17 protein-coding genes are annotated in these 25,554 nt (G+C 59.4%); 6 read left to right on the forward strand and 11 right to left on the reverse strand.

Annotated features, from left to right (window positions below; all coding sequences use genetic code 11):
• Positions 1 to 110: 110 nt before the first annotated feature.
• From PHAMO_RS12655 to PHAMO_RS12695, 9 genes are all read right to left on the reverse strand, one after another.
• Complete coding sequence (locus PHAMO_RS12655) at positions 111 to 1,322, reverse strand: prohibitin family protein (protein WP_002729882.1); 1,212 nt, start codon at positions 1,320 to 1,322, stop codon at positions 111 to 113.
• A 105-nt stretch (positions 1,323 to 1,427) separates the two neighbouring features.
• On the reverse strand, positions 1,428 to 1,625 hold the full coding sequence (locus PHAMO_RS12660; protein WP_002729884.1) for a hypothetical protein: 198 nt from the start codon (positions 1,623 to 1,625) through the stop codon (positions 1,428 to 1,430).
• 102 nt (positions 1,626 to 1,727) lie between these two features.
• A complete protein-coding gene (locus tag PHAMO_RS12665; RefSeq protein ID WP_002729885.1) occupies positions 1,728 to 2,294 on the reverse strand; it encodes a YcjF family protein in 567 nt (188 codons plus the stop codon).
• Between the two features lie 233 nt (positions 2,295 to 2,527).
• A complete protein-coding gene (locus tag PHAMO_RS12670; protein ID WP_002729888.1) occupies positions 2,528 to 3,622 on the reverse strand; it encodes a TAXI family TRAP transporter solute-binding subunit in 1,095 nt (364 codons plus the stop codon).
• Positions 3,619 to 4,398, reverse strand: coding sequence for a thioesterase II family protein (locus PHAMO_RS12675; protein WP_002729890.1), 780 nt, complete (start codon positions 4,396 to 4,398; stop codon positions 3,619 to 3,621). Before PHAMO_RS12675 ends, PHAMO_RS12670 begins: the two co-directional genes overlap by 4 nt.
• Entirely contained in the window at positions 4,395 to 6,014 is a 1,620-nt protein-coding gene (locus tag PHAMO_RS12680; protein ID WP_002729891.1) for a cyclic peptide export ABC transporter, read from the reverse strand. Before PHAMO_RS12680 ends, PHAMO_RS12675 begins: the two co-directional genes overlap by 4 nt.
• Before the next feature lie 4 nt (positions 6,015 to 6,018).
• On the reverse strand, positions 6,019 to 7,662 hold the full coding sequence (locus tag PHAMO_RS12685; RefSeq protein WP_002729893.1) for a cyclic peptide export ABC transporter: 1,644 nt from the start codon (positions 7,660 to 7,662) through the stop codon (positions 6,019 to 6,021).
• Positions 7,663 to 7,739: 77 nt separating this feature from the next.
• Positions 7,740 to 8,447 carry a 4'-phosphopantetheinyl transferase family protein gene (locus PHAMO_RS12690; RefSeq protein WP_051002424.1) on the reverse strand — a complete coding sequence of 236 codons (708 nt, stop codon included), beginning with the start codon at positions 8,445 to 8,447 and terminating at the stop codon, positions 7,740 to 7,742.
• 185 nt (positions 8,448 to 8,632) lie between these two features.
• Positions 8,633 to 10,261: an alpha-D-glucose phosphate-specific phosphoglucomutase gene (locus PHAMO_RS12695; RefSeq protein WP_002729896.1), complete on the reverse strand. Its 1,629-nt coding sequence runs from the start codon at positions 10,259 to 10,261 to the stop codon at positions 8,633 to 8,635.
• A gap of 175 nt (positions 10,262 to 10,436) precedes the next feature.
• Here PHAMO_RS12695 and PHAMO_RS19510 point away from each other — a divergent pair, with 175 nt between their 5' ends.
• From PHAMO_RS19510 to PHAMO_RS12705, 3 genes are all read left to right on the forward strand, one after another.
• Positions 10,437 to 10,595, forward strand: coding sequence for a hypothetical protein (locus PHAMO_RS19510; protein WP_155801787.1), 159 nt, complete (start codon positions 10,437 to 10,439; stop codon positions 10,593 to 10,595).
• A 147-nt stretch (positions 10,596 to 10,742) separates the two neighbouring features.
• On the forward strand, positions 10,743 to 16,340 hold the full coding sequence (locus PHAMO_RS18585; protein WP_002729897.1) for a PAS domain S-box protein: 5,598 nt from the start codon (positions 10,743 to 10,745) through the stop codon (positions 16,338 to 16,340).
• The gene (locus tag PHAMO_RS12705) at positions 16,340 to 17,503 is read left to right on the forward strand and encodes a sensor histidine kinase (RefSeq protein ID WP_002729898.1); all 1,164 of its coding nucleotides are present in this window, start codon (positions 16,340 to 16,342) and stop codon (positions 17,501 to 17,503) included. The genes PHAMO_RS18585 and PHAMO_RS12705 overlap by 1 nt, the downstream gene beginning before the upstream one ends.
• Before the next feature lie 14 nt (positions 17,504 to 17,517).
• Here PHAMO_RS12705 and PHAMO_RS12710 read toward each other — a convergent pair whose 3' ends face one another.
• Positions 17,518 to 17,991: a low molecular weight protein-tyrosine-phosphatase gene (locus PHAMO_RS12710; protein ID WP_002729899.1), complete on the reverse strand. Its 474-nt coding sequence runs from the start codon at positions 17,989 to 17,991 to the stop codon at positions 17,518 to 17,520.
• A gap of 59 nt (positions 17,992 to 18,050) precedes the next feature.
• Here PHAMO_RS12710 and cobB point away from each other — a divergent pair, with 59 nt between their 5' ends.
• From cobB to PHAMO_RS12725, 3 genes are all read left to right on the forward strand, one after another.
• Positions 18,051 to 18,791, forward strand: coding sequence for a Sir2 family NAD+-dependent deacetylase (gene cobB / locus PHAMO_RS12715; protein ID WP_002729900.1), 741 nt, complete (start codon positions 18,051 to 18,053; stop codon positions 18,789 to 18,791).
• A 175-nt stretch (positions 18,792 to 18,966) separates the two neighbouring features.
• Positions 18,967 to 20,856 (forward strand): potassium transporter Kup, encoded by a 1,890-nt coding sequence (locus tag PHAMO_RS12720; RefSeq protein WP_002729901.1) that lies wholly within the window; start codon positions 18,967 to 18,969, stop codon positions 20,854 to 20,856.
• A 17-nt stretch (positions 20,857 to 20,873) separates the two neighbouring features.
• Positions 20,874 to 22,781, forward strand: a complete 1,908-nt coding sequence (locus tag PHAMO_RS12725) for a potassium transporter Kup (RefSeq protein WP_002729902.1) — start codon at positions 20,874 to 20,876, stop codon at positions 22,779 to 22,781.
• Positions 22,782 to 22,824: 43 nt separating this feature from the next.
• Here PHAMO_RS12725 and PHAMO_RS12730 read toward each other — a convergent pair whose 3' ends face one another.
• Complete coding sequence (locus tag PHAMO_RS12730; RefSeq protein ID WP_002729903.1) at positions 22,825 to 25,536, reverse strand: bifunctional acetate--CoA ligase family protein/GNAT family N-acetyltransferase; 2,712 nt, start codon at positions 25,534 to 25,536, stop codon at positions 22,825 to 22,827.
• Positions 25,537 to 25,554: the final 18 nt, after the last annotated feature.

The following is a 25,554-nucleotide window of genomic DNA, read 5'->3' on the forward strand; positions in this document are numbered from 1 at the left end:
GACCTATCCTCCGCTCTGGGAGCTAAGGCAAAAGTTATATTATTGGCGTGGTGCCAAGTCTATTTCCGTCAGGGTTACACCACAAATATTCCGACGCAATATCTCCCGCATCAGGGTTTGAGCACCGGGGCGCGAGCTGGTTTGGTTTCGGTCTGATTTGTGGGTGGCAGTCTGCCTTCGGGAGTCAGAATGGTCTGGCCCATCATCGGAGGCGGAATCAGCGGCTCGATCTTGCGCCGGAGATAGTCCTTCTCGGACGGAGCGGCATTCGAGGGTGGGATATCGGCCGAACGGGCGTTGTGCGTTTTGGCGTCGGTCGCCGGAGGAGAATTGCGGGCTGAGTCGTCGATACGGGGACCGGACGGCGGGGCATTGTCTGCGGTATTGAGAATCACCGGCAGACCATCTTTGCCTCCCCCGATGATGATGATCTTGCCGTTTGGCGAGGTCGATAGTGCGATTGTCGCCTCGATTCCGCGCAGGCGCAGATATTCCGGCGTGATGGTGCGGGCAACGATATCTTGGAAGGTGCGGATGCCCTCGGCCTCGATCTTCTTGCGCTCGCGTTCCTTTTCCTCGCGGGCGATGCGGAAATCGTATTCCAGCATCGCCTGATATTGCTCTGCCTTGCGCTCGATCGCATCGGAAACCTTGTCGGGTAGCTTGACCGAGCGGATCAGCACGTCCTCGACCGTCACCAGTTTGCCGCGAAAGCTTTGATTGACCAGGGACGAACCCAGTTCCCGCACCATCCGCTCCAATAATTCAGCTTGGATGAAGCCGCGTGCATCGGAATAAAGCTGTTCAGGGGTATAGCGTGAAATCAACTCGCGGACATGCGAGCCGATTTCCGGGTAGACCAGGATTTCGGGATAATCCGGTCCGACCAGAGAGTGCAGCAGTCCCAGCGCCTCTTTGTTTACGCGGTAACGCACCGCGATCTCGACCTGCATGGTGAGGCCGTTCGAGGAAATCGTGTCGTAGGTGCGGACGTTATTCTGAAGCCGGGCATCATAGACATACATCTCGTCCCACGGGAAAATTGCGTGAACTCCTTCGCCAAAGGAGCGGTCGATTACCGTGCCGCCGAAAAAACGTAGCCACAGCACCCCGGCATGGCCAGCAGGGACGTTGATGAAGATATTGGGGGCAAGGAGGATGACGAGCAGTATCAGCAGGAGCGAGAAGATGTAAATGGAACTGGCGTTCTGGCGCAGTCGCCGTTGCAGCGTGTCAAAGCCGGTTCGGTTCAGAAGATGACGTAAGGGCGATGACGGTGGCTCCGCCGCCGCAGGTGTGGCCGCATTGTTCACCTTTGTCATCTTTACCCTTCTCGCTGGTCGGGCTTATCCCGGATCTGTTGGATTTTCTCGAAACATTCGTGATTATCCAACGCAACGTCCGTTCCGGCTCCACCGAAGATAGGGTTAATCTAGCGTAACTTTTTCAATCCGTTTACGAATTTCGCGGGAGGGGCGGCAGGCGATCAAAATAAGTACGTCGAAGATCGGGGAGAACATCAGCGCCAGCAGAAAATGCCCCAGAAAACCAAACGCAGTGGCTCGGCCCAGCAGGCCGCAAATCGCGCAGGCAATCACATAGAGAACCAGGACAATGATTGGCATGCCGCGTCCTTTTGCCCGTTGCGACGAAAACCACCGCGGTGAGCTTCCGCTCACCGCGTTTGACACCACGTCATGTTTTATCGGCGGCGGGTGACGACGGCGCTATGCCGCTGCCGTGCTCGCTGCATCAAGCCCTTTGTCCTTGGCCTCGGCGAAATCGGCGGCGAACTCTTTCTTGGCTTCATTGGCGTTAAAGGACAGGAACGTTCCGCCGGATGCGAAATGTCGCTTGAAGGTCTTGCCCACGGCATAGGTGAAAGCCGCCGCGAAAGCAGGCTGCGTCGCCAACGAGAATACTGTGCCGAAGATCGGCGCATGGCGCAAAAGACCATAGATTGCGCCAGAGGAGAGGACGCTGCCGCTGATGGCTGTCGTGCCAATGCCAGCCAGTAGGGCGGTAACCGAGGATTTGACGGCATTGGCTTTGAACGGCACGCCGTAAAGATCGCCAAGATCCTTCAGCAGTTTGAACTGAACGGCGATCAGCGCTGCGGTATCAATGAAGCGAAACGGAATTACTCCCGCTCCCATCGACCAATAGACGTTGTTTCGGATGATCGTGTCGGCCCGTTGCGAGTGGCGATCGACTTCGGTTGCCGACGTGTCTTTATCTTCAGCAGGCTCGTCTGAAACAGCGGCCCGGGTCTTGGCTTTAGCCTCGCTGGTCATGATCTCCCCCGTGAGGTGAATCCAAATTGGTAAGGATCGACAACGCAAGAATAGCATAGATCCGACCGTCAAGGGGGGTCGGTCTTGTCCGAAACCATCCTTTTGGGGCGTGAAGGTGCGGATTCTCTAGCTGTTAAGGTTTGTGTCGTTCTGTCACCAGTAATCGTTTGGAGAATAGAGATGATTGGTTGTGTCGTCAACCTGGAATCTTCATGTAAACGCTATTATTAATTCTATGGTTGTGGCGGTAGCGGGCCGGCTTCCCGCCAGTAGCGGGCGGCGCCGGCATGGAAGGGGAGGAAATTGCCCGTCTGAACCATGTCATGGGCGGTAAGCTTTTTCAGGACGGGATGCAAAGCCCGCAGCACATCGATATTCTCAATCGAAGAGCGCGTAAGCCAGTAGACGATGTTCGGGTCGAGCGGTTCGTAGGCGACCAGCGTGGCCTGAATGCCATAAGTCTCAAGCTGTTCCTTCTGTCCAGGGTAGGTGTTGGGCGGAAGGGATATCCTCGAATATTCAGGGTGAATTCTCAGTATTTCTTCCATTCCATGACCAGATAGGCCGATGACATGGGCATTGCAGAGGGAAATTGCGTCGGAGACTAGATGCGAAGGGTGGCCGCTCCATACTGCGAAAGCGTCGATATAGCCGCTGCATAACCCCTGGGGGCTGGACTCGATCGGGAATTTGTCTTGTCGGATCATATCCGTTGGACGAATACCACTGGCAGACAGATAATCGAGAATCAGTTTGTGCCCGATTGTATTGTCCGGGCCGAGGTTGATTCGCTTGCCGCGCAGATCCTCGGGCATATTGATTGCCGCCTCGGGCCGGGTCACCAACACCCCCATCTCACTATATAGCGACATCACCGATTGCGCTCCGGGGATCGGCTCCTTGCCCGAAGCGGCCTGAATGGTGACATCGGATTGCATGATGGCCATCTGAGCCCGGCCTTGCCGCATCAGTCTGCGGTTATCGGCGCTGCCTTGTGATCGCAAGGCGACACAATGAATCCGGTGCTGCTCGAAATGGAGGCGGAGAGTATCGCATAGGGCACTCGCGACTGTGAAATAAACACCGTTGGTGGTACCAGAATAGATCGCTAGATAGAGATCCTTATTCGGCTTCCATGCTGATGAGGTCAGAACAGAAATAAAATTAATGTCAGTCCAGTCTTTATATTGGTTTAGCGGGATGAAATCCGGGTTGTAAGGGAGTTTTGTCTGTTTCTCAGTGGCCTGTGTCCCCGCAACCGACATTAGCAGGAGAATGGCCGCGACCATAAGAATTCGGTACAGCGACAGGTGCGCGATTGGGGTCATGACGCCTCCTGACAAAGTGCTGATCTGACAGGGAACGACGTGCATCCGGTTTCTTCAAAAATCAGCCGCAGAATATCATCCCGATGACTTTGCGCGAAGAAGTGACCGGCTTCCAGTGTCTCGAAGCGGAACCGATTGGCGGCAAAGAGGCTCCAGGCCCGCATATCGGCTTCGGCGACGAAGGGGTCGTTGCATCCGGTCACGGCCAGCAATGGGCATTTGATCGCCGGAGCAGGCGGACGGACAAAGCCTTCGGACAGAAAGAAGTCAGCCCGGAGGACCGGCAGAAGCAGCGCCATCAGTTCCTCATGCTCCAGCGCCTCGCGCGGGGTTCCGCCCATCGCGCCGACCGCTTGTAGAAAAGCGTGGTCGGCGAGTGGCGATAATGGCGCACGGCGAGGAGGAAGGTGCGGTGCAGCGCGTGCCGCCACGGTCACCAGTGCCAGGGGAACCTTGGCTTGGGTCAGACTGACGGCAAGATCAAGCGCGAGGGCCGCTCCCAGGCTATGTCCGTATAGAGCCAGCGGCACCGACGGCAGTGCCAGGGCCGCTCGGACGATCCCCTTAATGATAGTGTCGGAGTCGCGGCACGGCGTTTCAGCCAGACGGCGGTCGCGGCCCGGTAATTGCGCGGCGACCAACTCTACCCCCGGCGGCAGGGCATTTGCCCAAGAGCGGAACAGTGACGGTCCACCGCCAGCATGGGGCAGGCAGAGCAGGCGCAGGACAGGGCGTTCGGCCGGTTTACCGATCCGGACCAGCCAGTCTCCGCTCATCCGGTGCCCTCCTCGACAAAAGTACCGTCGCGCATCGCCAGAATCCGGTCGGCGACGCCAAACCAACGGTCGTCATGGGTAACGCAGATCACTATTTTGCCTTGGGCGCGATACGCGGGGAGGATCTCTTCATAGAACAACCTGCGGAAATGCGGATCCTGGTCGGCCGCCCATTCGTCGAGGATCAGCACCGGCTTGTTTTCCATATCGGCGACCACCAGGGCCAGCCGTTTGCGCTGTCCCGCGGACAGGGCCAGGGTCGAGAACGTTGCGTCTTCGATTCGGACTTTGGTGTCGAGTCCCAGTCGGACCAGCAAAGGTTTGGCAGCTTGCCATGCCTCGGGCGGAATTCCGTAAAGCCTACGAAACAGATGGTAATCGGCAAACACCGCCGAAATGGTGTCGCGATAACTCTGCATCCGGTTCTCGGTGACAATCTCGCCATCGACCGACAAGGTGCCGCCACTGGCCGGAATTAACCCAACCAAAAGACGCAGAAAAGTCGATTTGCCCGAACCGTTGCCGCCGGTGATGAAGGTGATCTCTCCGGCGCGGAAGCGGGCGTTCAGCGGTCCCACCGAGAAGCCGTAATCTCCCTTGTCGTCGGGATAACGGTAGCTCAGTTGCGACAGAACGATTTCCTGAGGTGGTGCCATGGGCGCAAGCGTCGTGGATTCAACTTTGCGTCCACCGCGTAAGCTGTCTTTCAGGGCGTAAAGTCCGGTCAATGCGTGTTCGGCATCGCCGATAATGGGGACGGCCTGGACCACTGTGCCGATCGGTCCAATCATGAACATCGCGGCAGTGGTGGCCTGGATCGCTTCGGTGTGAAAGGTGGTGGTGACCATCGGCACAACGAACACCATCACTCCGACCAAGAGGTAGAACGCCAGTTGAATCGCGGCGAATTCGCGGGCCCAGCGTTGCTTGATCGCGGTCTTCGCCGTTTTTGTCCGTCGTGAAATGCGGGCCAGATCACCAATAACGTCCTGTCCCCGCCGCTCGTTCAGACGGATTTCTTTTTGCCCGTGCAGCATCCCCCTCAATCCGTCGAACAGCTCCATTTCGGCGGTTTCCGCCTGTCGGGTCTCCTGACGCAACTCAGCCATCCGTCGCCAGTGCAGCCACACCGCCAGCACCAGGAAGACGGTTACCGCGCCAAAGGCGGCCAGGGACAGCCACGCCACGTAAACGGAGACGAACAACAGCGTCACCGCATCTTGCGCCCCCACTGCCAGCATCGGCACGCAGCGCGAAACGGTTTGGCAGTCGCGGGTCAAGGCCGCGAAGGATTTCGCCTGCCCAATCGCATCAAGACTCTGCATGTCGGAATGACGGATCGCTTCGACCACATCGCCCCGCAGGCGATCGACCAGCCCTTCGACTTCGGTGGCGCAGATCCGCGTCACCGCTGTCTGAGCCGCGGCGTAGAGGGCCGTGGCGACCACGAAGAGCAGGGCGAGGCGTAGCCCGGCACCTCCTGCCTGGGCTTGCTCCGCCGCGATATTGACCACCGCCAGAACCAGGGTTGTCGAGGTTGCCGACACAATCGTCAGCCACAGCAACGTCTTTGGATTGACGGAGAGTTCGGAACGCAAGAGATGAAGCGACGACATCGGCTCAGGCTCCTGCGGCCGACGGGACAATGTTCAGGCGTCCTTCGTCGAGATGATAGCGGCGATCGGCGGCGTCAAAATAGACGTCATCGTGAGTGACCGCGATAACGGTCAGCCCGCGACGGCGTAGTTCGGGCAGGATTTCGCGGTAAAAGCGGCGGCGAAAGTGCGGGTCCTGATCTGCGGCCCATTCGTCCAGAACCAGAACAGGGCGCTGCTCCAGCAACGCTACGACTAAGGCCAGTCGCTTTTTTTGTCCGGTTGACAGGTCGATCCGATTGAAACGGTTGCCGTGAAGGTTGCTGATCTTGTCCATTTCCAACATGCGCAGCAACGGCTCGGCCTCGGCGATTCGGTCGGGAGAAATTCCGTACAGGCGTGGAAACAGATGGAAATCGGAATAGACCGCCGCGATCATCTCCCGATAGGACCGCATCGTTGCCGATCCGATGGCGGTACCATCGACATCGATTCGCCCATTCTGCGGCCGGTAGAATCCACACAGAACCTTCATCAGGGTCGATTTGCCCGAACCGTTACCGCCGGTGATGAAGATGATTTCGCCCCGTTTGATCGTCAGATCAATCGGACCGATGGCGAAACTGGAATCGTCACCGGCTCCGTCATAAGCGTAACGGATTCCGCTCAGATGAATTTCCGAGAAATCGGAGGGCAGGGAACGAGGCTCGACCTGTTCGATCACATCTTCTATCCCCGCCAGATCGGCGTCGAGGCGCAGGATTTTCTCGGCGGCGGCATTCGAGGCGGCCAATATCCCCAGTGAATGGATCAATCCACTCAGTGGACCGATGATGAAGATCACCGCAGTAGCCACTTTAACGATGTCGATATGCGCGCCCAGGCCATAGGCGGGGATTGCGAAGACGACGACGGCCAGCAAAAAATAGAATATCACCTGACCAATAATGAATTGGTTGAAGATATGGGTCTGGACGTCAAGCCGGACTGTGCCGACATGTCGGAACTGTTCGGCGATGGCGAGCCCGAAATCGGCGCTCCGTCGGCTCGATAGTCGTATTTCTTTGAAGCCGTCGAACAGATCGGACAGGCTTTCGAACAGACCGGCCTCTTCCTTCATCATCTCTTGATGACGTCGATGCAGCCGTGCCCCCAATCGGGCATAAATCCAGCCGCCGACCGATACTCCTACCGCTACGACGACGAAGGCCAACGGGGAAAGATAGAGGATGTAAAGCAGAACTGCCGCCGACAGAATGCCCGAGCGTAGCGCCAGGGCGATAAATTGGCTGTTCTGGGAAATCGTCTGCGTTGCCTGAGTGACGCTTTCAAACAGGGTCTGCTGTCCGACCCGTTCCAATTGGACGAAATCGGCGCGGCGAATCCGGCCAAGAATGCGGACGCGCATGAAATCGATTGCCGTTTCCAGGTCGGCTCCGACCCGGCCGACCAAAAACACCTCGGCGTAATAATAGATGGCGGCGGCAGCGATAAAGACAGCAGCCAGCCCCCAATCGACCTGATCGAACCCCGTGCGCGCCATTTTTTCGGCGGCAAGATTGACCGTCGCCAATAAAAGGACGCCACCGATACTGGATGCCACGGCACTGCCAAGCAGCCGTAACCGAGGTGTTCCCCCTTGGACGGTCAAGAGGTCGATGATTCTCATCTGCGGATCGATACCCCCGGAACATTACCTCCCGTTGGGGGAAGTTTTCTACTCTAGCTGTAACCGCGCCAACCCGTCTATCGATTGCGGCCATCTTCGATCCGGGCTTCGGTGCACCAATGCGAGAAGCTGGCATGGTCTAGCATGGTGTGTTCGACCTCGGAGGCGACTTCCCAAGCCAGGGCAAGATAATGATCGGGGAGAAGGGGGCGTTGCCACAGATTCCAGCGTCGCCCGTTCAGTATCGCCTGTGCTCCATCGATGTCGATCCGCTCCATCGGCACGGCCAAGCCGGCTCCGTCGGCTTTCAGCACCGCCTCGCAGGCGGTCCAGGTGGCGAAGAAGGAGAGTCGCCAGGAATCCGAGGCGGGATCGGGGCCTAGTGCTGCTGTCTTGGCTGCACCGAAAGCGGTTTTGGCCAGGGCCGCGTCAAGCCGGGGGCGTCGGATATTCTCGATATCGACACCGACATCCCCCGTCGCCACTGCCACAGCGACGTGACGATCGGTGTGGCTTAGGCTGAAGCCGATCTTGGCGGATATCGAGGATAGAACCGGCTTACCTCCCGGTGCGGCGGCAAAGGTCAGGCTTTGGGGGCAAAGATCGAGATCGTGGGCGAGCGCCATTCGGGTCAAAGCGTGGGCGGCGGTGAACGAGTGTCGGTCTTCGATACGGCGGAAACGGTCGGCGCGGTTCCGCTCCTCGGGTGACAGCACGTCGCGCCAAAGAGAATCGATATCCGTGTCGCCGTTCAGCGACAGACTGTAGAGCCGGACTGTGCGCACTGGATTAGTCGGCTCCATCGAGGGCGGTTAATCGAAATGGAAGCATGGGTACCGGCATCGTCTTCCCCCGTCTTCACGACTCGCTCATCCGCCATTCTGTGATCTGAAATCGCTTTTCCCTCTCTCCAGGGCAGGAGAGAGGGAAAAGCTATATAAACAAGGCTCTGATCTTCTATGCGAGGAGTTTAGGTGATCACAGTCGGTTCGGTCCGGCCGGTCCTGGCCTCGATTTCGGCCAGCGTGCGAGCGGTGGTAATCAGGTCCGCCAATGCCACTTGGGGATCGAGGGCATGGCGGGTCGGATCGTCCTCGTACCGTTCGATGTAGACCCGCAGGGTCGCGCCCTGGGTGCCGGTGCCGGATAGGCGATAGACAATGCGCGCGCCATCGCTGAACAGGACGCGGATGCCCTGTTTGGTGCTGACGCTGCCATCGACCGGATCGGTATAAGCGAAATCATCGAAGACCGCGACCGTGCGGCCGTCCAACACCGTTCCGGCCAGAGAAAGCCCCCGCAAACGGTCCATCAGACCTTCGGCTGCGGCGCTCTCGATCCCTTCGTAATCGTGACGGGAATAGACATTGCGACCGAATTCACGCCAATGGGCGGTCACGATGTCGGCGACGCTCTCGCGACGACAAGCCAGAACATTGAGCCACATCAGCACGGCCCACAGCCCGTCTTTTTCCCGGACGTGATCCGATCCGGTGCCGAAGCTCTCCTCGCCGCACAGGGTCGCCTTGCCGGAATCGAGCAAGGTGCCGAAGAACTTCCAACCGGTCGGAGTCTCGAAACAGGGAATTCCCAGCTTTGCCGCAACGCGGTCGGCGGCGGCACTGGTCGGCATCGAACGGGCAATTCCGGCCAGCCCCCGTTTGTAGCCGGGGCAGAGCGGCGCGTTGGCGGCCAGAACCGCCAGGGAATCCGATGGCGTGACATAAAAGTCGCGGCCGAGGATCATGTTGCGGTCGCCGTCGCCATCCGAAGCGGCCCCGAAATCGGGGGCGTCGGGACCGGCCAGCGCGGCAACGAGATCGTGGGCGTGAACCAGATTGGGATCGGGGTGCCCGCCACCGAAATCTTCGAGCGGGATACCGTTCATCACCGTGCCGACGGCGGCTCCCAGGCGGCGTTCGAGAATTTCATGCGCATAGGGACCGGTGACCGCATTCATCGCGTCGAAGCGCATCCGGAAGCCCGAAGCGAAGAGTGCCCGGATCGCGTCGAAATCGACCAGGGTCTCCATCAGATCGGCATAATCGACGACCGGATCGAAAACTTCGACTTCCATCTCACCGATCCGGACGATGCCCAGGCGGTCAAGGTCGATATCTTCGCTTTCAACCGTGCGATAGGAATCGATCGCCAGCGACCGGGCATAGATCGCCTCGGTAATCGCCTCGGGGGCTGGTCCGCCCGCCGGAATATTATACTTTATCCCGAAATCTTCGTTCGGCCCGCCGGGATTGTGGCTGGCCGACAGGATGATGCCGCCGAACGTCTTGTATTTACGGATCACGCAGGATGCTGCCGGAGTTGACAGAATGCCGCCGCGACCAACCATTACGCGGGAAAATCCGGCGGCAGCGGCCATCCGAAGGATGATCTGGATTGCCGTTCGGTTGAAATAGCGGCCGTCGCCACCCAGCGCCAGGGTTTTACCCGTGGTGTCGCCGATGCTGTCGAACACCGACTGGACAAAATTTTCGAGGTAATGCGGCTGGACGAAGACCGCGACCTTTTTGCGCAGGCCCGATGTACCGGGTTTTTGTCCGGCGAAGGGGGTCGTGGCGACGGTTTTGACGAGGGCCATTTTAGCATCCTTTTCGGCGATATCGCACCCGATGGGTCATGGCCGATGATCGGGCGGGTGTCAACAAACCTATGCCCTGAAACAGAAGTTGGGTTGCTCTTGAACCCCCTTGGAGCGCGGGACGCCTCGTCGTAAACTGCCCCTCTTGACGCAATCACCAATCGGAACCGACCCCATGACCGAAGAAACCGAGACCCAATCCGCGCCGCCGACCAGGCGGGTTTCCAGCGCCGTGGCGATGAACCGGTTCATCTGGGGAATGGTGAAGCCGTTCCTGCTGGTGGCGGGTGGTGCCGTTGCTCTGTTGTACCTGCTGCGGCAGTCCGGCATCTGAATCTTTCGGTCGTAGGTTCTTATCCCCGATAAGCCGTAAGGTTGTTCCGGGCCGGATTCATGACTATAGTATAAGTCATATCCACGCTGTCGCCCTTAGACGGGCGACAGCCCTTCGGAATCCTAATGGTGGGGAGAGAAGACCGGGATGCCCGCGCCTTCCCGCGACCGGTTCATCGCTGTCGCCACCCTAGTTTACGGGGTATTTGGCTGCGGGTGGATTTTATCGTCTGATACTCTGCTGCTCTGGCTGGTCCCAAGCGATCAATTCGCTTGGCTTGAGCTGCTCAAAGGCGGCGGCTTTGTCCTTCTGACCGCCGTTGCGCTGTTCTTTCTGATGCATCGTATTCCCGATCGCACCCCGGCCGCCTCCCTTGCACCTGGGGCACCGATTCTTCTCTCAATGAGGATAGGGGGAGGGGGGCCTTGGCCGAAATGGGCGGCCTATTCGTTTGCCGTGCTGTCCTGCCTAGCCACCATCGTTCTGCGCGCCTCGATTGCTCCTTGGTTTCAAGATCGTCCTCTACTTATCCTGTTCGTCCCGCCGATTGTCCTGTCGGCCTTGCTGGGAGGGCTGGGACCAGGATTAGTGGCGACCTGCCTTTCGGCCCTGACGGTCGATATTCTGGCGATTGTACCTCTCGGCAACCTGAACATCGCCCATCCCTTCGACAGGTTCCAATTTTTGGTTCTGGTGGCATCGGGCGTTCTGGTCAGCGTGTTGAGTGAGGCGCTGCACCGCTTGCGTCTTCATGCCGAGATCCGACGCCAAATGCAGGTGGTGACGCTTAACAGCATTGGCGATGCTGTCATTTCAACCAATATGGACGGTGTCATTACCTTTCTTAACCCGGCAGCGGAAGAGCTGACCGGCTGGCGGCATGACGAGGCGGTTGGACTCAATCTGTCCGAAGTGTTCCGTGTTATTTCCGAGGATGATCGACAGTCAGTCGTCGATCCGGTGGCGCGGGTGATTGCGACCGGCGAGATCGTGGGGTTGGCTAATCACACCCTGCTTCTGGCACGCGATGGCCGCGAGATTCCGATTCATGACCGTGCCGCACCGATCCGTGCCCAGGACGGGCGGTTGTTGGGCGTGGTGATGGTGTTCGAGGATAATGCCGCCCGCCGAGCCGCCGAGCGCGAGCTTGCCGCCGAGCGAAGATTGCTGCGAGCCTTGATCGACAGCTTGCCTGATCTGGTGTGGCTGAAAGATACCGAGGGGCGCTTCATTATCTGCAACACGATGTTCGAGCGATTTGTCGGCTATCCAGAAGCCGAGATCGTCGGCCGTACCGACTACGATCTTGTTCCAACTGAAATGGCCGATCTGTTTCGCAGCAACGACCGCCGTGCAATGGAGGTTGGACGCCCTGTCGTCAACGAGGAATGGATTAGTTTTGCCGAGGACGGTCGTCGCGTTTTGCTGGAAACGATAAAAAATCCGTTGCGCGACGCGAATGGAAACGTGACGGGAGTTTTAGGGATCGGCCGCGATATTTCTGCCCGGTGGCAGGCGGAAAGCGACCTTCGACGCAGCAGCGAAAAGCTGGCGCGGCTCGCCTCAACTGTTCCTGGAATGCTTTACGATTACTGTGAGGACAAAGACGAAACGCCACGTTTGCTGTACGTCAGCGATTTTTGCCGTGAGATCTTCGAGGTGGAGCCAGAGGCTGCGGTTGCCGACATTGGCGTGCTGCGAAGGATGGTCGAGGCCGAAGATGGCGAGTTGATGTGGAACGGTCATCGGGCTGCCGCAGAGGGCGAGGAATTGTTTGCCTGCGAGGTGCGGATTACCACTCCGTCCGGGCGGCGCAAATGGGTCCAGTTCATTTCCCGTCCGGCCCATTCCGACCTGGAGGATGTGTTGCGCCTGCGGAGCGGTCTTGCCCTCGATATTACTGAGCGCAAGGTCGCCGAAGCGTCTCTCCGCGAAAAGGATGCATTACTGCACGAGATGAGCAACATCGCTCATATCGGTGCCTGGAGCTTCGATGTTGCCAGCGGTCGGGTTGCTCTGACCGATGAAGTCGCCCGCATCCACGAATTGGAGCCGGAGGACGAAGCCTCGGTTGATCAAGGGTTGAGCCTGTTCCACGACGATTACCGTCACAAGCTGGAAAGCGCTCTGGCCTGCGCGGTAGAGCAGGGGCAGCCCTACGACCTTGAACTTGAAATGCGGACGGCCAAAGGTACCCATAAGTGGGTGCGAACCATCGGGTTTCCCGTCATTTCGGGCGGGAAGGTTATCGCTGTGCGTGGCACTCTCCAAGATATCAGCGATCGCAAGCAGGCCGAGCAGGGGCGGCTATATGCCGAGGAACGCTTCCGCCGTATGGCAGAAACTGTCGGTGAGGTTTTCTGGCTCGCGACTCCCGATTTCTCGCGATTCGACTATCTCAGTCCCGCCTTCGAGCCGATCTGGGGAATGCGGTGCCAGGAATTGTATGATGACGGGCTGGCCTGGATGACCCAGGTTCATCCCGACGACAGAGAAATGGTTCAGGCGGCATTTCAGCAGGTGAGCGAAGGTGTCATCTGCGACATTGAATTCCGTATTCTTCGCCGTGACGGCACTCTGTGCTGGGTTAATTCCCGAGCGTATCCGTTGCGTCGGATCGATGGTACGGTCGATATGGTTTCCGGCGTGGTCTCCAACATCACCGAACGCAAGCAGGCGGCATTGCGTCTGGGGGCGGCCGAGGCCAAGCTGCGATTGTTCATCGACAACGCTCCGGCTGCGCTGGCAATGCTTGATCGCCAGATGCGCTATCTTTTTGTCAGTCGCCGCTGGCTGACGGATTACCGCCTCAATCTACAGGACGTGATTGGCAACAGCCATTACGATGTGTTCCCGGATATTCCCGAACGGTGGCATGAAATTCACCGGCGTTGCCTGAATGGGGCAACCGAAAAATGCGACGAAGATCCTTTCCCGCGCGCCGATGGCAAAATGGAATGGATGCATTGGGAAATCCGGCCGTGGATGGAAGATGACGGCCAGATCGGTGGCATCCTGATCATGTCCGAGAACGTTACCGAACGGGTCGTGTCGCGCGAGCAGCTCCGTAAACTGTCCCTGGCGGTCGAGCAGAGTCCGAACGGTATTCAGATCACGAATGCCGTTGGCGGCATGATCGAATATGTCAACGAAGCCTTCCTAAACATGACTGGTTATGCACGCGATGAACTGATCGGCCATAATCCGAACATTGTCGCGTCGGGGCTTACCCCGGCGACCACCTATGCCGATTTGTGGCGAACGCTATCCGATGGCCGTCCTTGGCAAGGTGAATTCATCAATCGCCGTAAGAACGGGGAAATTTTTATCGAATTCGCCCGAATCTCGCCGGTGCGCAACGAGGACGGCGCGATCAGCCATTATCTGGCGATCAAGGACGACATCACTGAACGGAAGAGAATAGGCCAGGAACTCGATCTGTATCGTCATCATCTCGAAGAGGTGGTGACGATGCGCACCGCTGAATTACGCACGGCGGAAAGCAAGTTGCGGCTGATTCTCGAATCCAGTGCCGATGGATTGTATGGCATGGATATCGATGGGTGCCTGACCTTCATTAATTCCGCCGCGTGCCAGATGCTGGGCTATACCCCATCGGAATTGCTGGGACGAAGTTCTCACGCGACCTTCCACCACAGTTATATCGACGGCAGCACCTATCCCAACGATCTTTGCCCGGCCTTCCACACCGCGCACGATGGGGTGGTCCGCCGCACTATTGATGAGGTTTTCTGGAGGGCTGACGGCACTTCGTTCCCCGTCGCCTATGCCGTTCACCCGATGATGCAGGAGGATATGATCGTCGGTGTGGTGGTCAGTTTTTCCGACATCACGTCACGAATCGAAGCCGATCAGGCGCGCGAGGCTGCTTTGGCCGAGGCCCAGCGTCTGGCCCGGCTGCGCCGTGACTTCCTCGCCAATATGAGCCACGAGATTCGCACGCCGCTTAATGCTGTTCTGGGGCTGGCCCAGATCGGGCGGGTCGAACGGCAAGTCGAGCGGGCCCAAGGGCTGTTCACCCGTATTCTGGACTCGGGGCAGGCATTGCTGGAGGTGGTCGATGATATCCTCGATTTTTCGAAAATCGAAGCGGGCAAGGTTCAAGCCGAGCGGGCACCGCTGCTGTTGGGAGCGATGGTAGACCGTGCCGTTGCCCTGGTTTCACACCGTGCCTATGAGAAAGGATTACGTTTCCGTGTCGAGGAAGCCGCAGGTCTGCCCGTTTCCATTTTGGGCGATTCACTGCGTCAGACCCAGGTTTTGGGAAACTTACTTTCCAATGCGGTGAAATTCACCCCGGCCGGTGGGATCGTGGTGCTGTCGGTCGATAGCATCGGCGGCAAGCTGGTGATACGGGTTTCCGATACCGGTATCGGCATGACAGAGGAACAGATCGGACGGCTATTCCAGCCGTTCGAGCAGGCCGATGGCTCGACCACCCGACATTACGGCGGCAGCGGTCTCGGATTGTCGATATGTCGTCATCTGGTTGATCTTATGGATGGAGATATCTCCATAGAGAGCACTCTGGGCGCAGGGAGCCTTTTCACGGTTCGCTTGCCGCTCGAAGCGGTTCCCGATGAAACATCCACCAATTCTGTTCCGACTTCGGTGGCTCTCATCGGTCTGGACGGCGATGAGGCCGAGGCTCTGGACCTGTCCCTACGGGCGCAGGGATGTTCTGTGACACTTGCCGCCGATCTTGCCGAAGGGCTGCCGGAGGGTGAGATTCTTGTGCTCGGTCATGACTTCGCCGTCGATGCCGCCAACCACCTGATCCTGCGCAAGCTCGCCCAATTGGGGCGACGTCTGGTGGTGGCAGTCGATCCCGGCAATGGGAGGGTGCCATCTGGCCTGTCCGATCTGGCTGTGGGACTCGACTGGCCGTTGCGAGCCCGCCACGTTCTGGCGGGCGAAACGGTCTCGCTCAGTTGCTCATCCTCGGCCGATCGGCCTCTGAATGGTTATACCGTGCTTGCAGCCGAGGATAACGAGGTCAACCGGCTGGTCCTGGACGAAATGCTCACCCTCACCGGAGCGGTTTTAACTCTGGCCGTCGATGGGCGCGAGGCACTGGCGATCCTTGAACAGAAAGGGGAGGCCGCTTTCGACGTGGTGCTGACCGACATCCAGATGCCGGAGATGGACGGGTATGAATTGGCCCGGCGTCTGTCGGCCCTGGCTCCCGGCTTGCCGGTGATCGGGGTGACGGCTCATGCCATGCCGGAGGAAGAGGGGCGTTGTCTGGCGGCGGGGATGGTCGCCCACGTCACCAAGCCGATTCATATGGATAAGCTGGTCTCGGTTATTCTGCGCCAAGCCCGTCAGCCAAGCCCCGTCGTCCCGCTCAGTTCAGACGAAATGATGTCGGGGATCGATTGGGACGCGCTGTCGCGTCAATATCCGGGCCGTGAAAGCTTTGTGGCGCGGCTGATGGCTGCGGTTCTTCATTCTCATGCTGGAACACCAGAAGCACTGCGCCAGGCCGGTCGGGCTGGACAATTGGCCGAGATCTCGCGGATCGCGCATGCCGTCAAGGGCACCGCCGGAAACGTGTTCTCTGAATCGCTGCGCTGCCGAGCGTCGGAGACCGAGCGGGCGGCATTGTCCGATGAGGCTTCCGATCCGATGGCGCTGGCGGAGCCGCTGGCTCAGGCGGTTGAGGCTCTGTTGGCTGAGATCGAAGCCCATGATCCGAGCAGACCCGATAGAGCGGTGTTGTGATGAGAGCCCGCCCGAGAATTCTGGTCGTTGATGACCAACTCGACAATTGTCTGGTGCTGGAAGACTTGTTGTCGGGATCCTATGAGGTCGAGATCGTCTCCGATGGTCTGGCCGCCCTGACCGTGATGGAGCGGGCTTCGCTTCCCGATCTGGTTCTACTCGATGTGGTCATGCCGGGGCTCGACGGATTTGAGGTGTGCCGGCGTTTGCGCGAGCAGCCAACCACCCGCGATCTGCCGCTGATCTTTCTGAGCGGTCTCGAATCCACCCGCGCCGAGGAACGTGGTCTGTCGCTTGGGGCTGACGATTTCATTCATAAGCCGTTTGTGGCTCCTCTGGTGCTGGCTCGGGTACGCAACGTCATCGGAAGAAGGGAATCGGCGATCCGAGAACGTCAGATCGCCGTGATCGAAGCCCGTCTGGCCGAGCAAGAATCCAACGCGGCCGCGATGCAGGCCGTGATCGACCGCCTGACGGTGATGAATACCGAACTCGAACGCTATGCTTTTGTGGCCGCGCACGATTTGCGCGAGCCGTTGCGCTCGGTAACCAGCTTTGCCCAATTGCTTGAACGTCATCTTGGCGACGAGCTTGATCAGACCGGGCGGGATTATCTCCGCTTCGTCGTCGATGGTGCCCGTCGGATGCACGATCTGATCGGCGGATTACTGGCCTATTCCTATATTTCGTCGAATGTTGGCCCGCCCACCTGGGTGTCGTCTGATGCCGCTTGCCGGGCCGCCATCGAAAACCTCGACCTGATCATCCGCGAAAGCCGGGCCGAGATCGTCATTGCCGATTTGCCGATGGTGCGCGCCGATGAGCTGCCGTTGTTGCAGTTGTTCCAGAATCTGATCGGCAATGCCGTCAAGTTCCGTTCCGCAGGCCGCCCCTTGCGGGTCGAGATATCCGCTCGACGCGGCGTGGGGGAGTGGGAATTTTCTGTGGCTGATAATGGGATCGGTTTCGATCCGGCCGAACAGGACGTGTTCGAGTTGTTCCGTCGCGTCCGACCCCACGACGGCCCTGGCGGTAGTGGGGTCGGACTGGCGATCTGCAAGCGCATTGTTCAGACCCTAGGCGGACGAATCGCGGTCGAGTCCAGATCCGGCAAGGGAAGCGTGTTCACATTTACCCTGCCATCGCCGGAACAGCCAGAGTAGGGCATCCGTTCTCTCTAAACCGTATCGGGAACGAGGTGGTCGAGCAATCCCGCGGCTCCGGTTTCGATCAGGTCGAGCACACGTTCGAAGTCGTGAGTTCCGCCGTAGTAAGGGTCGGGAACATCATGGACACCGAGGCCAGGGGCGAAAGAGAGAAACAGTCTTAGACGGTTATGGCGGTCTGGTGGACAGCATTGCCGCAGCAGATCAAGATGGCCGCGATCCATCGCCAGGATCAGGTCGAAGCGGTCGAAATCCTCGGCGCAGACCACTCGGGCGCGTAGCGGTTCAAGGTCGATTCCCCGGCGTGCCGCCGCCGCGACCGAGCGCTCGTCGGGGCGCGCGCCGACATGGTAGGCATGTGTGCCAGCTGAGTCGGTCTGGATGTCACCCGACAGCCCCCTGCGTTCGACCAGATCACGGAAAACCCCCTCGGCGGAGGGAGAACGGCAGATATTACCCGTACAGACGAACAGAACCTTGACCATTGCTGCTTTCCGGTTTTCGATCACAACCCACATTATAGCCGTAGAGAACGGACCCTGCCATGCATCAGGTTTCCCAGCCCGGCAGTATCGTTGTGCTGACCGGAGCCGGAATTTCGAAAGAATCCGGTCTTGACACCTTTCGCGACCGCGATGGCCTGTGGGCGCGGGTGAGGATTGAGGACGTCGCTACGCCGGAAGGGTATCGTCGTGATCCGCAGCGGGTTCAGGCGTTCTACAACGCCCGCCGGCGCGAATTGTCAGAAGGCGGGGTCGAGCCTAATCCCGCGCACCTGGCCCTGGCGCGACTCGAACGCGAGTGGCCGGGAGAGGTGCTGGTGGTCACCCAGAACATCGACGATCTGCACGAACGTGCCGGATCGTCCCGTCTGATCCACATGCATGGTGAGTTGCTGAAGGTCCGCTGCGTGCGTTGTGCGCGTCCGTTGCCCTGGGCCGCCGATATCGAGGCCACCAGCCTGTGTCCCGAATGCGGACGGGCGGATGTGTTACGGCCTCACGTCGTATGGTTCGGCGAGGTTCCGCTTGAGATGGACCGTATCCTGTCGGCACTGGAGCGCTGCTTTCTGTTCGTGTCGATCGGCACGTCTGGTCACGTCTATCCGGCGGCTGGCTTTGTCGCGGCGGTACGCGATGCCGGTCGGGCGCGGGCGGTCGAACTGAATCTGGAGCCATCGCATGGCGCAAGTCTGTTCCACGAAGTCCGAACCGGACCGGCATCGGTTCTGGTCCCTGCCTTTGTTGAGGAGGTGCTGACCTCCGGTGCCGCGTTCTCCCGATGAACGGCATTGGCGTCGGCTTCTGCCCGTTTCCGCGTCCTGATTTTGTTTTAGGACCGGGCTACGCGTCATTTTCCGTCCTGCTATATCCCTCATTAAGGGAATTTAGCTTACGATGCTTGACTCCTGACTCAATCCGGGTAGGCATGTGCCGATTGATTCTACGGGGGACCCCGACATGACCGCCACCCAGGCCGAGGGGACGTCCCGGAACGTGCCTGTTCTGATGATTGCCGCAATCGGCGTGGTATTCGGCGACATCGGCACCAGTCCACTCTATACGATGAAAGAAATTTTCGCGGGACCGCACGCTTTGGCGATGGACCGTGCCAACGTCCTGGGAATTCTTTCTCTGGTATTTTGGTCCATTACCATGATCGTCTCGATCAAGTATGTGATCGTGATCATGCGCGCCGATAATCGAGGCGAGGGCGGTTCGCTGGCTCTGCTGGCTCTGGTCAGTCATGCCGCCGAAGGGAATAAGCGTCTGTCGCTGCTGGTGAGCGCGCTCGGTATCTTCGCTGCGGCTTTGTTCTATGGCGACAGCATGATCACCCCGGCGATTTCGGTTTTGTCGGCGGTCGAGGGGCTGGGAGTCGCCGCGCCAAGTCTCGAACGCTGGGTGGTGCCGCTGACTCTCACGGTGCTGGCCGCCCTGTTCTTGATCCAGCGCCAGGGAACAACCGTGGTTGGGCGGTTGTTCGGGCCGGTGATGTTGAGCTGGTTCGCTATTCTGGCGATTCTCGGTCTGCGCAATATCGTTCATGCCCCGTGGGTTCTGGCCGCGTTAAGTCCGCATCACGCCCTGATGTTCCTGGTCCGAGAGGATTGGCACGCTTTCCTGGCGCTGGGATCGGTGGTGCTGGCGGTAACTGGGGCTGAGGCGTTGTATACCGATATGGGCCATTTCGGCCGTCTGCCAATCCGGTTGGCGTGGTATCTCCTGGTGCTTCCCGCCCTGGTTCTGAACTATTTCGGTCAAGGCGCGCTGTTGCTGACCGATCCATCGGCGCTGGCCAATCCATTCTTCCGCCTTGCGCCCGCCTGGGCGACGATGCCGATGGTTTTGTTGGCGACGGCAGCGACGGTGATCGCCAGTCAGGCGGTGATTTCGGGCGCGTTCTCGGTAACCAGGCAGGCGATTCAGCTTGGCTATTTGCCGCGGATGGAAATCATCCATACCTCGAAAGAAGAAATCGGCCAGATTTACCTCCCCTTTATCAATTGGATGCTGATGATCGCGGTTTTTGCGCTGGTCATCGGCTTTCAGACATCAAGCAATCTCGCTGCCGCCTATGGTGTCGCGGTAACGGGGACGATGGTGATCGATTCGCTGCTGATCGGATCGGTGATGCTGCTGATCTGGAAGTGGTCCCCGCGCAAGGTCGGGATTTTCGTTGGTTGCTTCATGCTAGTCGATTTGTCGTTCTTCTTGGCCAATGCGACGAAGATTCCTTATGGCGGCTGGTTCCCGCTGGCTGTTGGCTTGTTGGTATTCACGATTCTGACCACCTGGAAGCGCGGACGTCGCCAACTGATGGAACGGCTGAAAGCGCATTCTTTTCCGGTGGTCGATTTCCTGGCCAGCCTGTCTGATCGGGTGCCTCGCGTCCCCGGAACGGCGGTGTTCCTGACCGGGACGTCCGAAGGCGTGCCGATCGCCTTGCTGCATAATTTGAAACACAACCGGATCATTCACGAACGGGTGGTTCTGCTGACCGTCCTGGTCGAAGAAACTCCGTTCGTTCCCGAGGAGCGCAGGCTGGAAAACCGATTGATCGCTCCCAATGTCCATCGGGTGTATCTGCGCTATGGTTTCATGGAGAGTCCCAACATCCCCAAAGCGTTGGCCCAGGCCCGCAGCGACCAGCTCGGCTTCTTCTACGAGCCGATGTCGGTGTCCTATTTTGTTTCGCGCGAGACGGTGATTCCGCTTAAGCGTCCGGGCTTTTCCGGTTGGCGCGAGCAATTGTTCGCCACCTTGTCCCGTACCTCCACCAGCGCCACAGACTTTTTCCATCTGCCCAGCGATCGGGTCGTGGAACTTGGCAGCCAAGTGGAAATTTGAGTGACGGGGGATAACAGATGACGACGGTTTCAACCTGCCCTCCGGCCGCGCCGGGAATGAAGGCCCGCCTCGGCGCGCTGTCGCTTGCCGCTGCCGGAGTCGTCTATGGCGATATCGGCACCAGCCCGCTTTACACCCTGAAAGAATGCTTCAATCCCAATCATGGGATGCAGCCGACGACCGACAATGTCCTTGGTATCGCCTCGCTGGTGGTGTGGGCTCTTCTGCTGATCGTCACCCTGAAATATGTCGTCCTGCTGATGCGGGCCGACAATCGCGGCGAGGGCGGCATTCTGGCCCTGTTGGCCCTGGCCTTGCGTTCGGTCGGTCCCAATCGGGCGGCGGCGGGGCCGGTGCTGGCGCTGGGGCTGATCGGGGCCGGATTGTTTTTTGGCGATGGCATGATCACGCCAGCCGTCTCGGTTCTGTCGGCGATTGAAGGAATCGAGGTGCTGACCCCGGCGCTTCGTCCTGTCGTTGTCCCGTTGTCCCTGGTGGTTCTGGTCGGGCTGTTCCTGATGCAGAGCCGGGGCAGCGAGCGGGTGGGGCGGCTGTTTGGTCCGGTGATGGTGGTGTGGTTCATCACCCTGGGCCTTCTCGGGTTCATTCAGATCCTTGAGCGTCCCGGTATTCTGGACGCGCTGAATCCGCGTTACGCACTTTCGTTTCTCTTCGACCATGGCTGGATCGCGTTCCTGATGCTTGGGTCGGTGGTTCTCGCCGTCACCGGGGCCGAGGCGCTGTATGCCGATATGGGACATTTCGGCAAAGTATCGATTCGGCTGGTCTGGGGCGTGTTGGTGCTTCCGGCGCTGCTGCTGAATTATTTAGGACAAGCCGCCTTGGTGCTGGAAATGCCTGAGGCGGCGAGCAATCCGTTCTATATGCTGGTGCCCGGTTGGGCCGTGATGCCGATGGTGGTGCTTTCTACCGCCGCTGCGGTGATCGCCAGTCAGGCGGTGATTTCCGGCGTCTTCTCGTTGTCGCGTCAGGCAATGCAACTGGGCTATTCCCCTCGTCTTGCGGTCCACCACACTTCGGACGAGGAGGAGGGGCAGATCTACGTGCCCCGAGCCAATTGGGGGCTGATGTTGGGGGTGATTGCCCTTGTTATCGGCTTTCAAAGCTCGTCCGGTCTGGCGACCGCTTATGGTATCGCCGTTACCGGAACGATGGCGGCGACCTCGGTTCTGGTGATGGTGGTGGCGCGGGCGCTCTGGCGCTGGCCGCTCTGGCTCTGTCTGGGACTGGGCGGGGTGATGCTGGCGGTCGATCTTGCTTTCTTCGCCGCCAATCTGGTGAAGTTCGGCCATGGCGGTTGGTTCCCGCTGCTGGTGGGAGCGGCGATGCTGCTGTTGATGGGAACCTGGCGCAAGGGCAGGGCAATTCTTGACCGTCGCCTCGCCGAAGGGGCGATGCCTCTGCCGCACTTTCTGGAACAGCAGAAGGTTAATCCTTGCGTCGTGCGGGTCGATGGAACCGCGATCTATATGACCGGAAGTTCCCAGACAGTGCCGCTCGCCCTGCTGCATAATTTGAAGCATAACAAGGTGCTGCACCGTCGTGTCGTCTTCATGACCGTCGCGATCGACGATATTCCGCGTGTCCATGGGCGCGAGCGTCTGACGGTCGAAGACCTGTCCGATGGGTTCTACCGCATTACCGTTCGCTATGGATTTGTTCAGGAACCCGATATCCCCAAAGCCCTCCGGCTGTGCAAGGCTCTGTTCGGGATCGAGTTCGACATGATGGATACGACGTTCTTCCTCGGGCACGAGACGCTGGTGCCGTCGGCCCATCACGACATGCCGGAATGGCGCGAGCGCCTGTTCGTGGTGATGAGCCGAAACGCCGTTCCCGCCACCGAGTTCTTCCACATTCCGCCCGGCCGAGTGGTCGAATTGGGCAGCCAAATCCGGCTGTAACGGTTTCCGGTGGAAAGTCGATGGGGTCCGATCCCGATCCTGGTTAACCGGGATCGGGATCTGGCGCGGTCTGGGCCGGGTTCCGTAGGTCCAGTTCGACCTCAAGGATGTCGCCATCGACGGTGCGGGTCGGCACGAAGCCGAGATGCTGGACGAAAGCCAGCATCCGAGGATTGTCTTTCAGCACTTGTCCGGCGATCGAACGGGTTCCGCGTGAGCGGCAGTAATCGATCATCTTGACCAGCAGACGTTTGCCCAGTCCGGTTCCTTTGATATCCGAGCGGACGACGATGGCGAATTCTGCTTTGTCGTTGTCGGGATCGGTAACGGTGCGGACCACCCCTACCGTTTCCTTACCATCGGCAAGGTCAGTTTCGGCGATAAAGGCCATCTCGCGGTCGTAATCGATCTGGGTAAGCCGAGCCATCTCGCTGTGTGGCAGTTCGTGCACCAGACCGAAGAAACGGAAGCGGATGTCCTCGGGTGTCAGCTTCGAGATGAAGACGTGATGGTTGGGCTCGTCTTCGGGTCGGATTGGCCGCAGCAGAGCGCGCTGTCCGTCTGGAAGGGCGAAAAACTCTTCCAATTCCTTAGGGTATGGGCGGATTGCCAGATGTTCGGTTCCGGGTTTCGCCGGAGCGACCGTGATATGGGCGTCCAGAGCCAGGACTCCTTTCGAATCGGCGAATAGCGGATTGATGTCCAGTTCGACGATTTCGGGGAAATCGACCACAAGCTGGGAGAGGTGTACCAGAGTGCGGGCGATCGCTTCGCGGTCGGCGGGCGGGCGTCCGCGATAGCCTTCGAGCAGGCGGGAGACTCGTGTGCGCGAGATCAGTTCGTAGGCCAGCGTGGTGTTGAGCGGAGGCAGAGCCATCGCGCGGTCGGCGATTACTTCGACGGCGATGCCGCCCTGGCCGAACATGATGACGGGACCGAACACTGGATCGGTGGCAACACCGACAATTAATTCCTGTGCTCCGGCGCGGCGCGCCATGGTCTGGACGGTAAAGCCGTTGATCCGCGCTTCGGGATAGAACTGAACAACGCGGTCCAGCATATCCCTGGCGGCTTTTTCGACTTCGGCGGCACCAGTGAGGTTCAGCACCACGCCACCGACATCGGATTTGTGGACGATATCGGGGGATAGGATTTTTAGTGCGATCCGTCCGGTCATTCTCGCGGCGATTCGTCCAGCCTCGGACGGAGAGTCGGCGACATGGGTTTCGACGGCTGGAATGCCATAGGCTTCGAGAACCGCCTTGGCCTCTGGCTCGTTCAGAGTGCCGCCACCATGGGCCAGGGCGGTGTCGATCAGAGCGCGGGCGCGGGCGGTGTCGGGGCGGTAATCGAGTGGGGCCGAGGCCGGGACTTCCATCAGCAGGGTTTGATTGCGACGGTATTCGATCAGATGCATGAACGCCTGGATCGCCGCGCGCGGGGTGTCATAGGCCGGGATTCCGGCCCCACTGAACATGTGGCGAGCATGGGCAACGGCTTCGTTGCCGACCCAGCATGTCATGATGTTGGCGCGGGGGCGGTCCTTGCTGCTGCGGATCACCGCCGTAGCCACCTCGGTCGGGTCCGAAATCGCACTGGGGGCGTGCATGACCAGAACGGCATCCACGGCTTTGCACTCGGTCAGGATCATCAGCGCCTTGACATAGCGGTCGCCGTCGGCATCGCCTGCGATATCAACTGGATTGCCACGCGACCAGTTCGGCGGTAGCACAGCATCAAGCTTGGCAATCACGTCATCGGGCAGCGACGCCAGTTCGCCATTTCGCTCGGCCAGATCGTCAGCGGCCAGTACGCCAATTCCGCCGCCATTGGTGAGGATCGCAAGGCGGCGGCCCTTGACCGGACGCGAGCGGGCCAGCGTCTCGACCGCGCCGAAGATTTCATCGATATCGCGCACCCGCAACATACCGGCGCGTCGCATCGCGGCGTCGAAAACCAGATCAGACCCGGCCAGAACCCCGGTATGCGACGCGGCGGCACGAGCGCCCTCCATGCTGCGCCCGGCCTTGATGGCGAGAATTGGTTTGTTGCGGGCGGCGGCGCGCGCTGCCGACATAAAGTTCCGCCTCTGCTGAATTGTTTCGATATAGAGCAGGATCGCGCGAGTCGAAGGATCGCTGCCGAGATAATCCAGCACGTCGCCGAAATCGACCCCCTCCGTGTCGCCCAGATGGATGAAGTGGGAAAAGCCGATCTCGCGCGGGCGGGCCCAATCCAGCACCGCCGTACAGAGCGCGCCCGATTGCGATACGAAGGCCAGCTTGCCCGGTCTCGCGCCGCGATGGGCGAAGCTGGCGTTCAGTCCGATCCCCGGCACCAGAATCCCCATGCTGCTAGGGCCAAGAATTCTCATGTCGTGGGCACGGGTCACCGCCAGGGTCCGTTCGATCACGCTGGCTCCGTCAGGGGTGACGGCGTGATGCAGGCCGTGAGTCATAATACAGGCGGCGCGGGTTCCTCGCTGTCCCAGGGTTTCGAGAATGCCTGGAATGGTTTCAGGTGGAGTACAGATCAGGGCCAGATCGGGCGCTTGGGGAAGGCAAGCGACGTCGGGATAAGCCAGCACTCCGGCGACTGAGGGGTGATCGGGAGTAACTGGCATCACGGGGCCAGCGAATTCCTCTTGTAAAAGATTGCGCATGACCACCCAGCCGATGCTCTTGGGCTTGTTCGAAGCGCCTACGACCGCGATCGATTGTGGTCTGAACAACGGCTTCAGGTTGCGGATGCTCATCGTTCCCCCCCCCAAGTG

The sequence above is a fragment of the Magnetospirillum molischianum DSM 120 genome (assembly GCF_000294655.1).
Taxonomy (GTDB): domain Bacteria; phylum Pseudomonadota; class Alphaproteobacteria; order Rhodospirillales; family Magnetospirillaceae; genus Phaeospirillum; species Phaeospirillum molischianum.

What these genes read in the sequence shown, in the direction of transcription:
- PHAMO_RS18585 (WP_002729897.1), top strand. Translation starts at nt 10,743, where the DNA reads ATGCCCGCGCCTTCCCGCGACCGGTTCATCGCTGTCGCCACCCTAGTT.
- PHAMO_RS19510 (WP_155801787.1), top strand. Translation starts at nt 10,437, where the DNA reads ATGACCGAAGAAACCGAGACCCAATCCGCGCCGCCGACCAGGCGGGTT.
- PHAMO_RS12685 (WP_002729893.1), bottom strand. Translation starts at nt 7,662, where the DNA reads ATGAGAATCATCGACCTCTTGACCGTCCAAGGGGGAACACCTCGGTTA.
- PHAMO_RS12660 (WP_002729884.1), bottom strand. Translation starts at nt 1,625, where the DNA reads ATGCCAATCATTGTCCTGGTTCTCTATGTGATTGCCTGCGCGATTTGC.
- PHAMO_RS12675 (WP_002729890.1), bottom strand. Translation starts at nt 4,398, where the DNA reads ATGAGCGGAGACTGGCTGGTCCGGATCGGTAAACCGGCCGAACGCCCT.
- PHAMO_RS12705 (WP_002729898.1), top strand. Translation starts at nt 16,340, where the DNA reads ATGAGAGCCCGCCCGAGAATTCTGGTCGTTGATGACCAACTCGACAAT.
- PHAMO_RS12670 (WP_002729888.1), bottom strand. Translation starts at nt 3,622, where the DNA reads ATGACCCCAATCGCGCACCTGTCGCTGTACCGAATTCTTATGGTCGCG.
- cobB (WP_002729900.1), top strand. Translation starts at nt 18,051, where the DNA reads ATGCATCAGGTTTCCCAGCCCGGCAGTATCGTTGTGCTGACCGGAGCC.
- PHAMO_RS12720 (WP_002729901.1), top strand. Translation starts at nt 18,967, where the DNA reads ATGACCGCCACCCAGGCCGAGGGGACGTCCCGGAACGTGCCTGTTCTG.
- PHAMO_RS12695 (WP_002729896.1), bottom strand. Translation starts at nt 10,261, where the DNA reads ATGGCCCTCGTCAAAACCGTCGCCACGACCCCCTTCGCCGGACAAAAA.
- PHAMO_RS12655 (WP_002729882.1), bottom strand. Translation starts at nt 1,322, where the DNA reads ATGACAAAGGTGAACAATGCGGCCACACCTGCGGCGGCGGAGCCACCG.
- PHAMO_RS12730 (WP_002729903.1), bottom strand. Translation starts at nt 25,536, where the DNA reads ATGAGCATCCGCAACCTGAAGCCGTTGTTCAGACCACAATCGATCGCG.
- PHAMO_RS12680 (WP_002729891.1), bottom strand. Translation starts at nt 6,014, where the DNA reads ATGTCGTCGCTTCATCTCTTGCGTTCCGAACTCTCCGTCAATCCAAAG.
- PHAMO_RS12665 (WP_002729885.1), bottom strand. Translation starts at nt 2,294, where the DNA reads ATGACCAGCGAGGCTAAAGCCAAGACCCGGGCCGCTGTTTCAGACGAG.
- PHAMO_RS12710 (WP_002729899.1), bottom strand. Translation starts at nt 17,991, where the DNA reads ATGGTCAAGGTTCTGTTCGTCTGTACGGGTAATATCTGCCGTTCTCCC.
- PHAMO_RS12725 (WP_002729902.1), top strand. Translation starts at nt 20,874, where the DNA reads ATGACGACGGTTTCAACCTGCCCTCCGGCCGCGCCGGGAATGAAGGCC.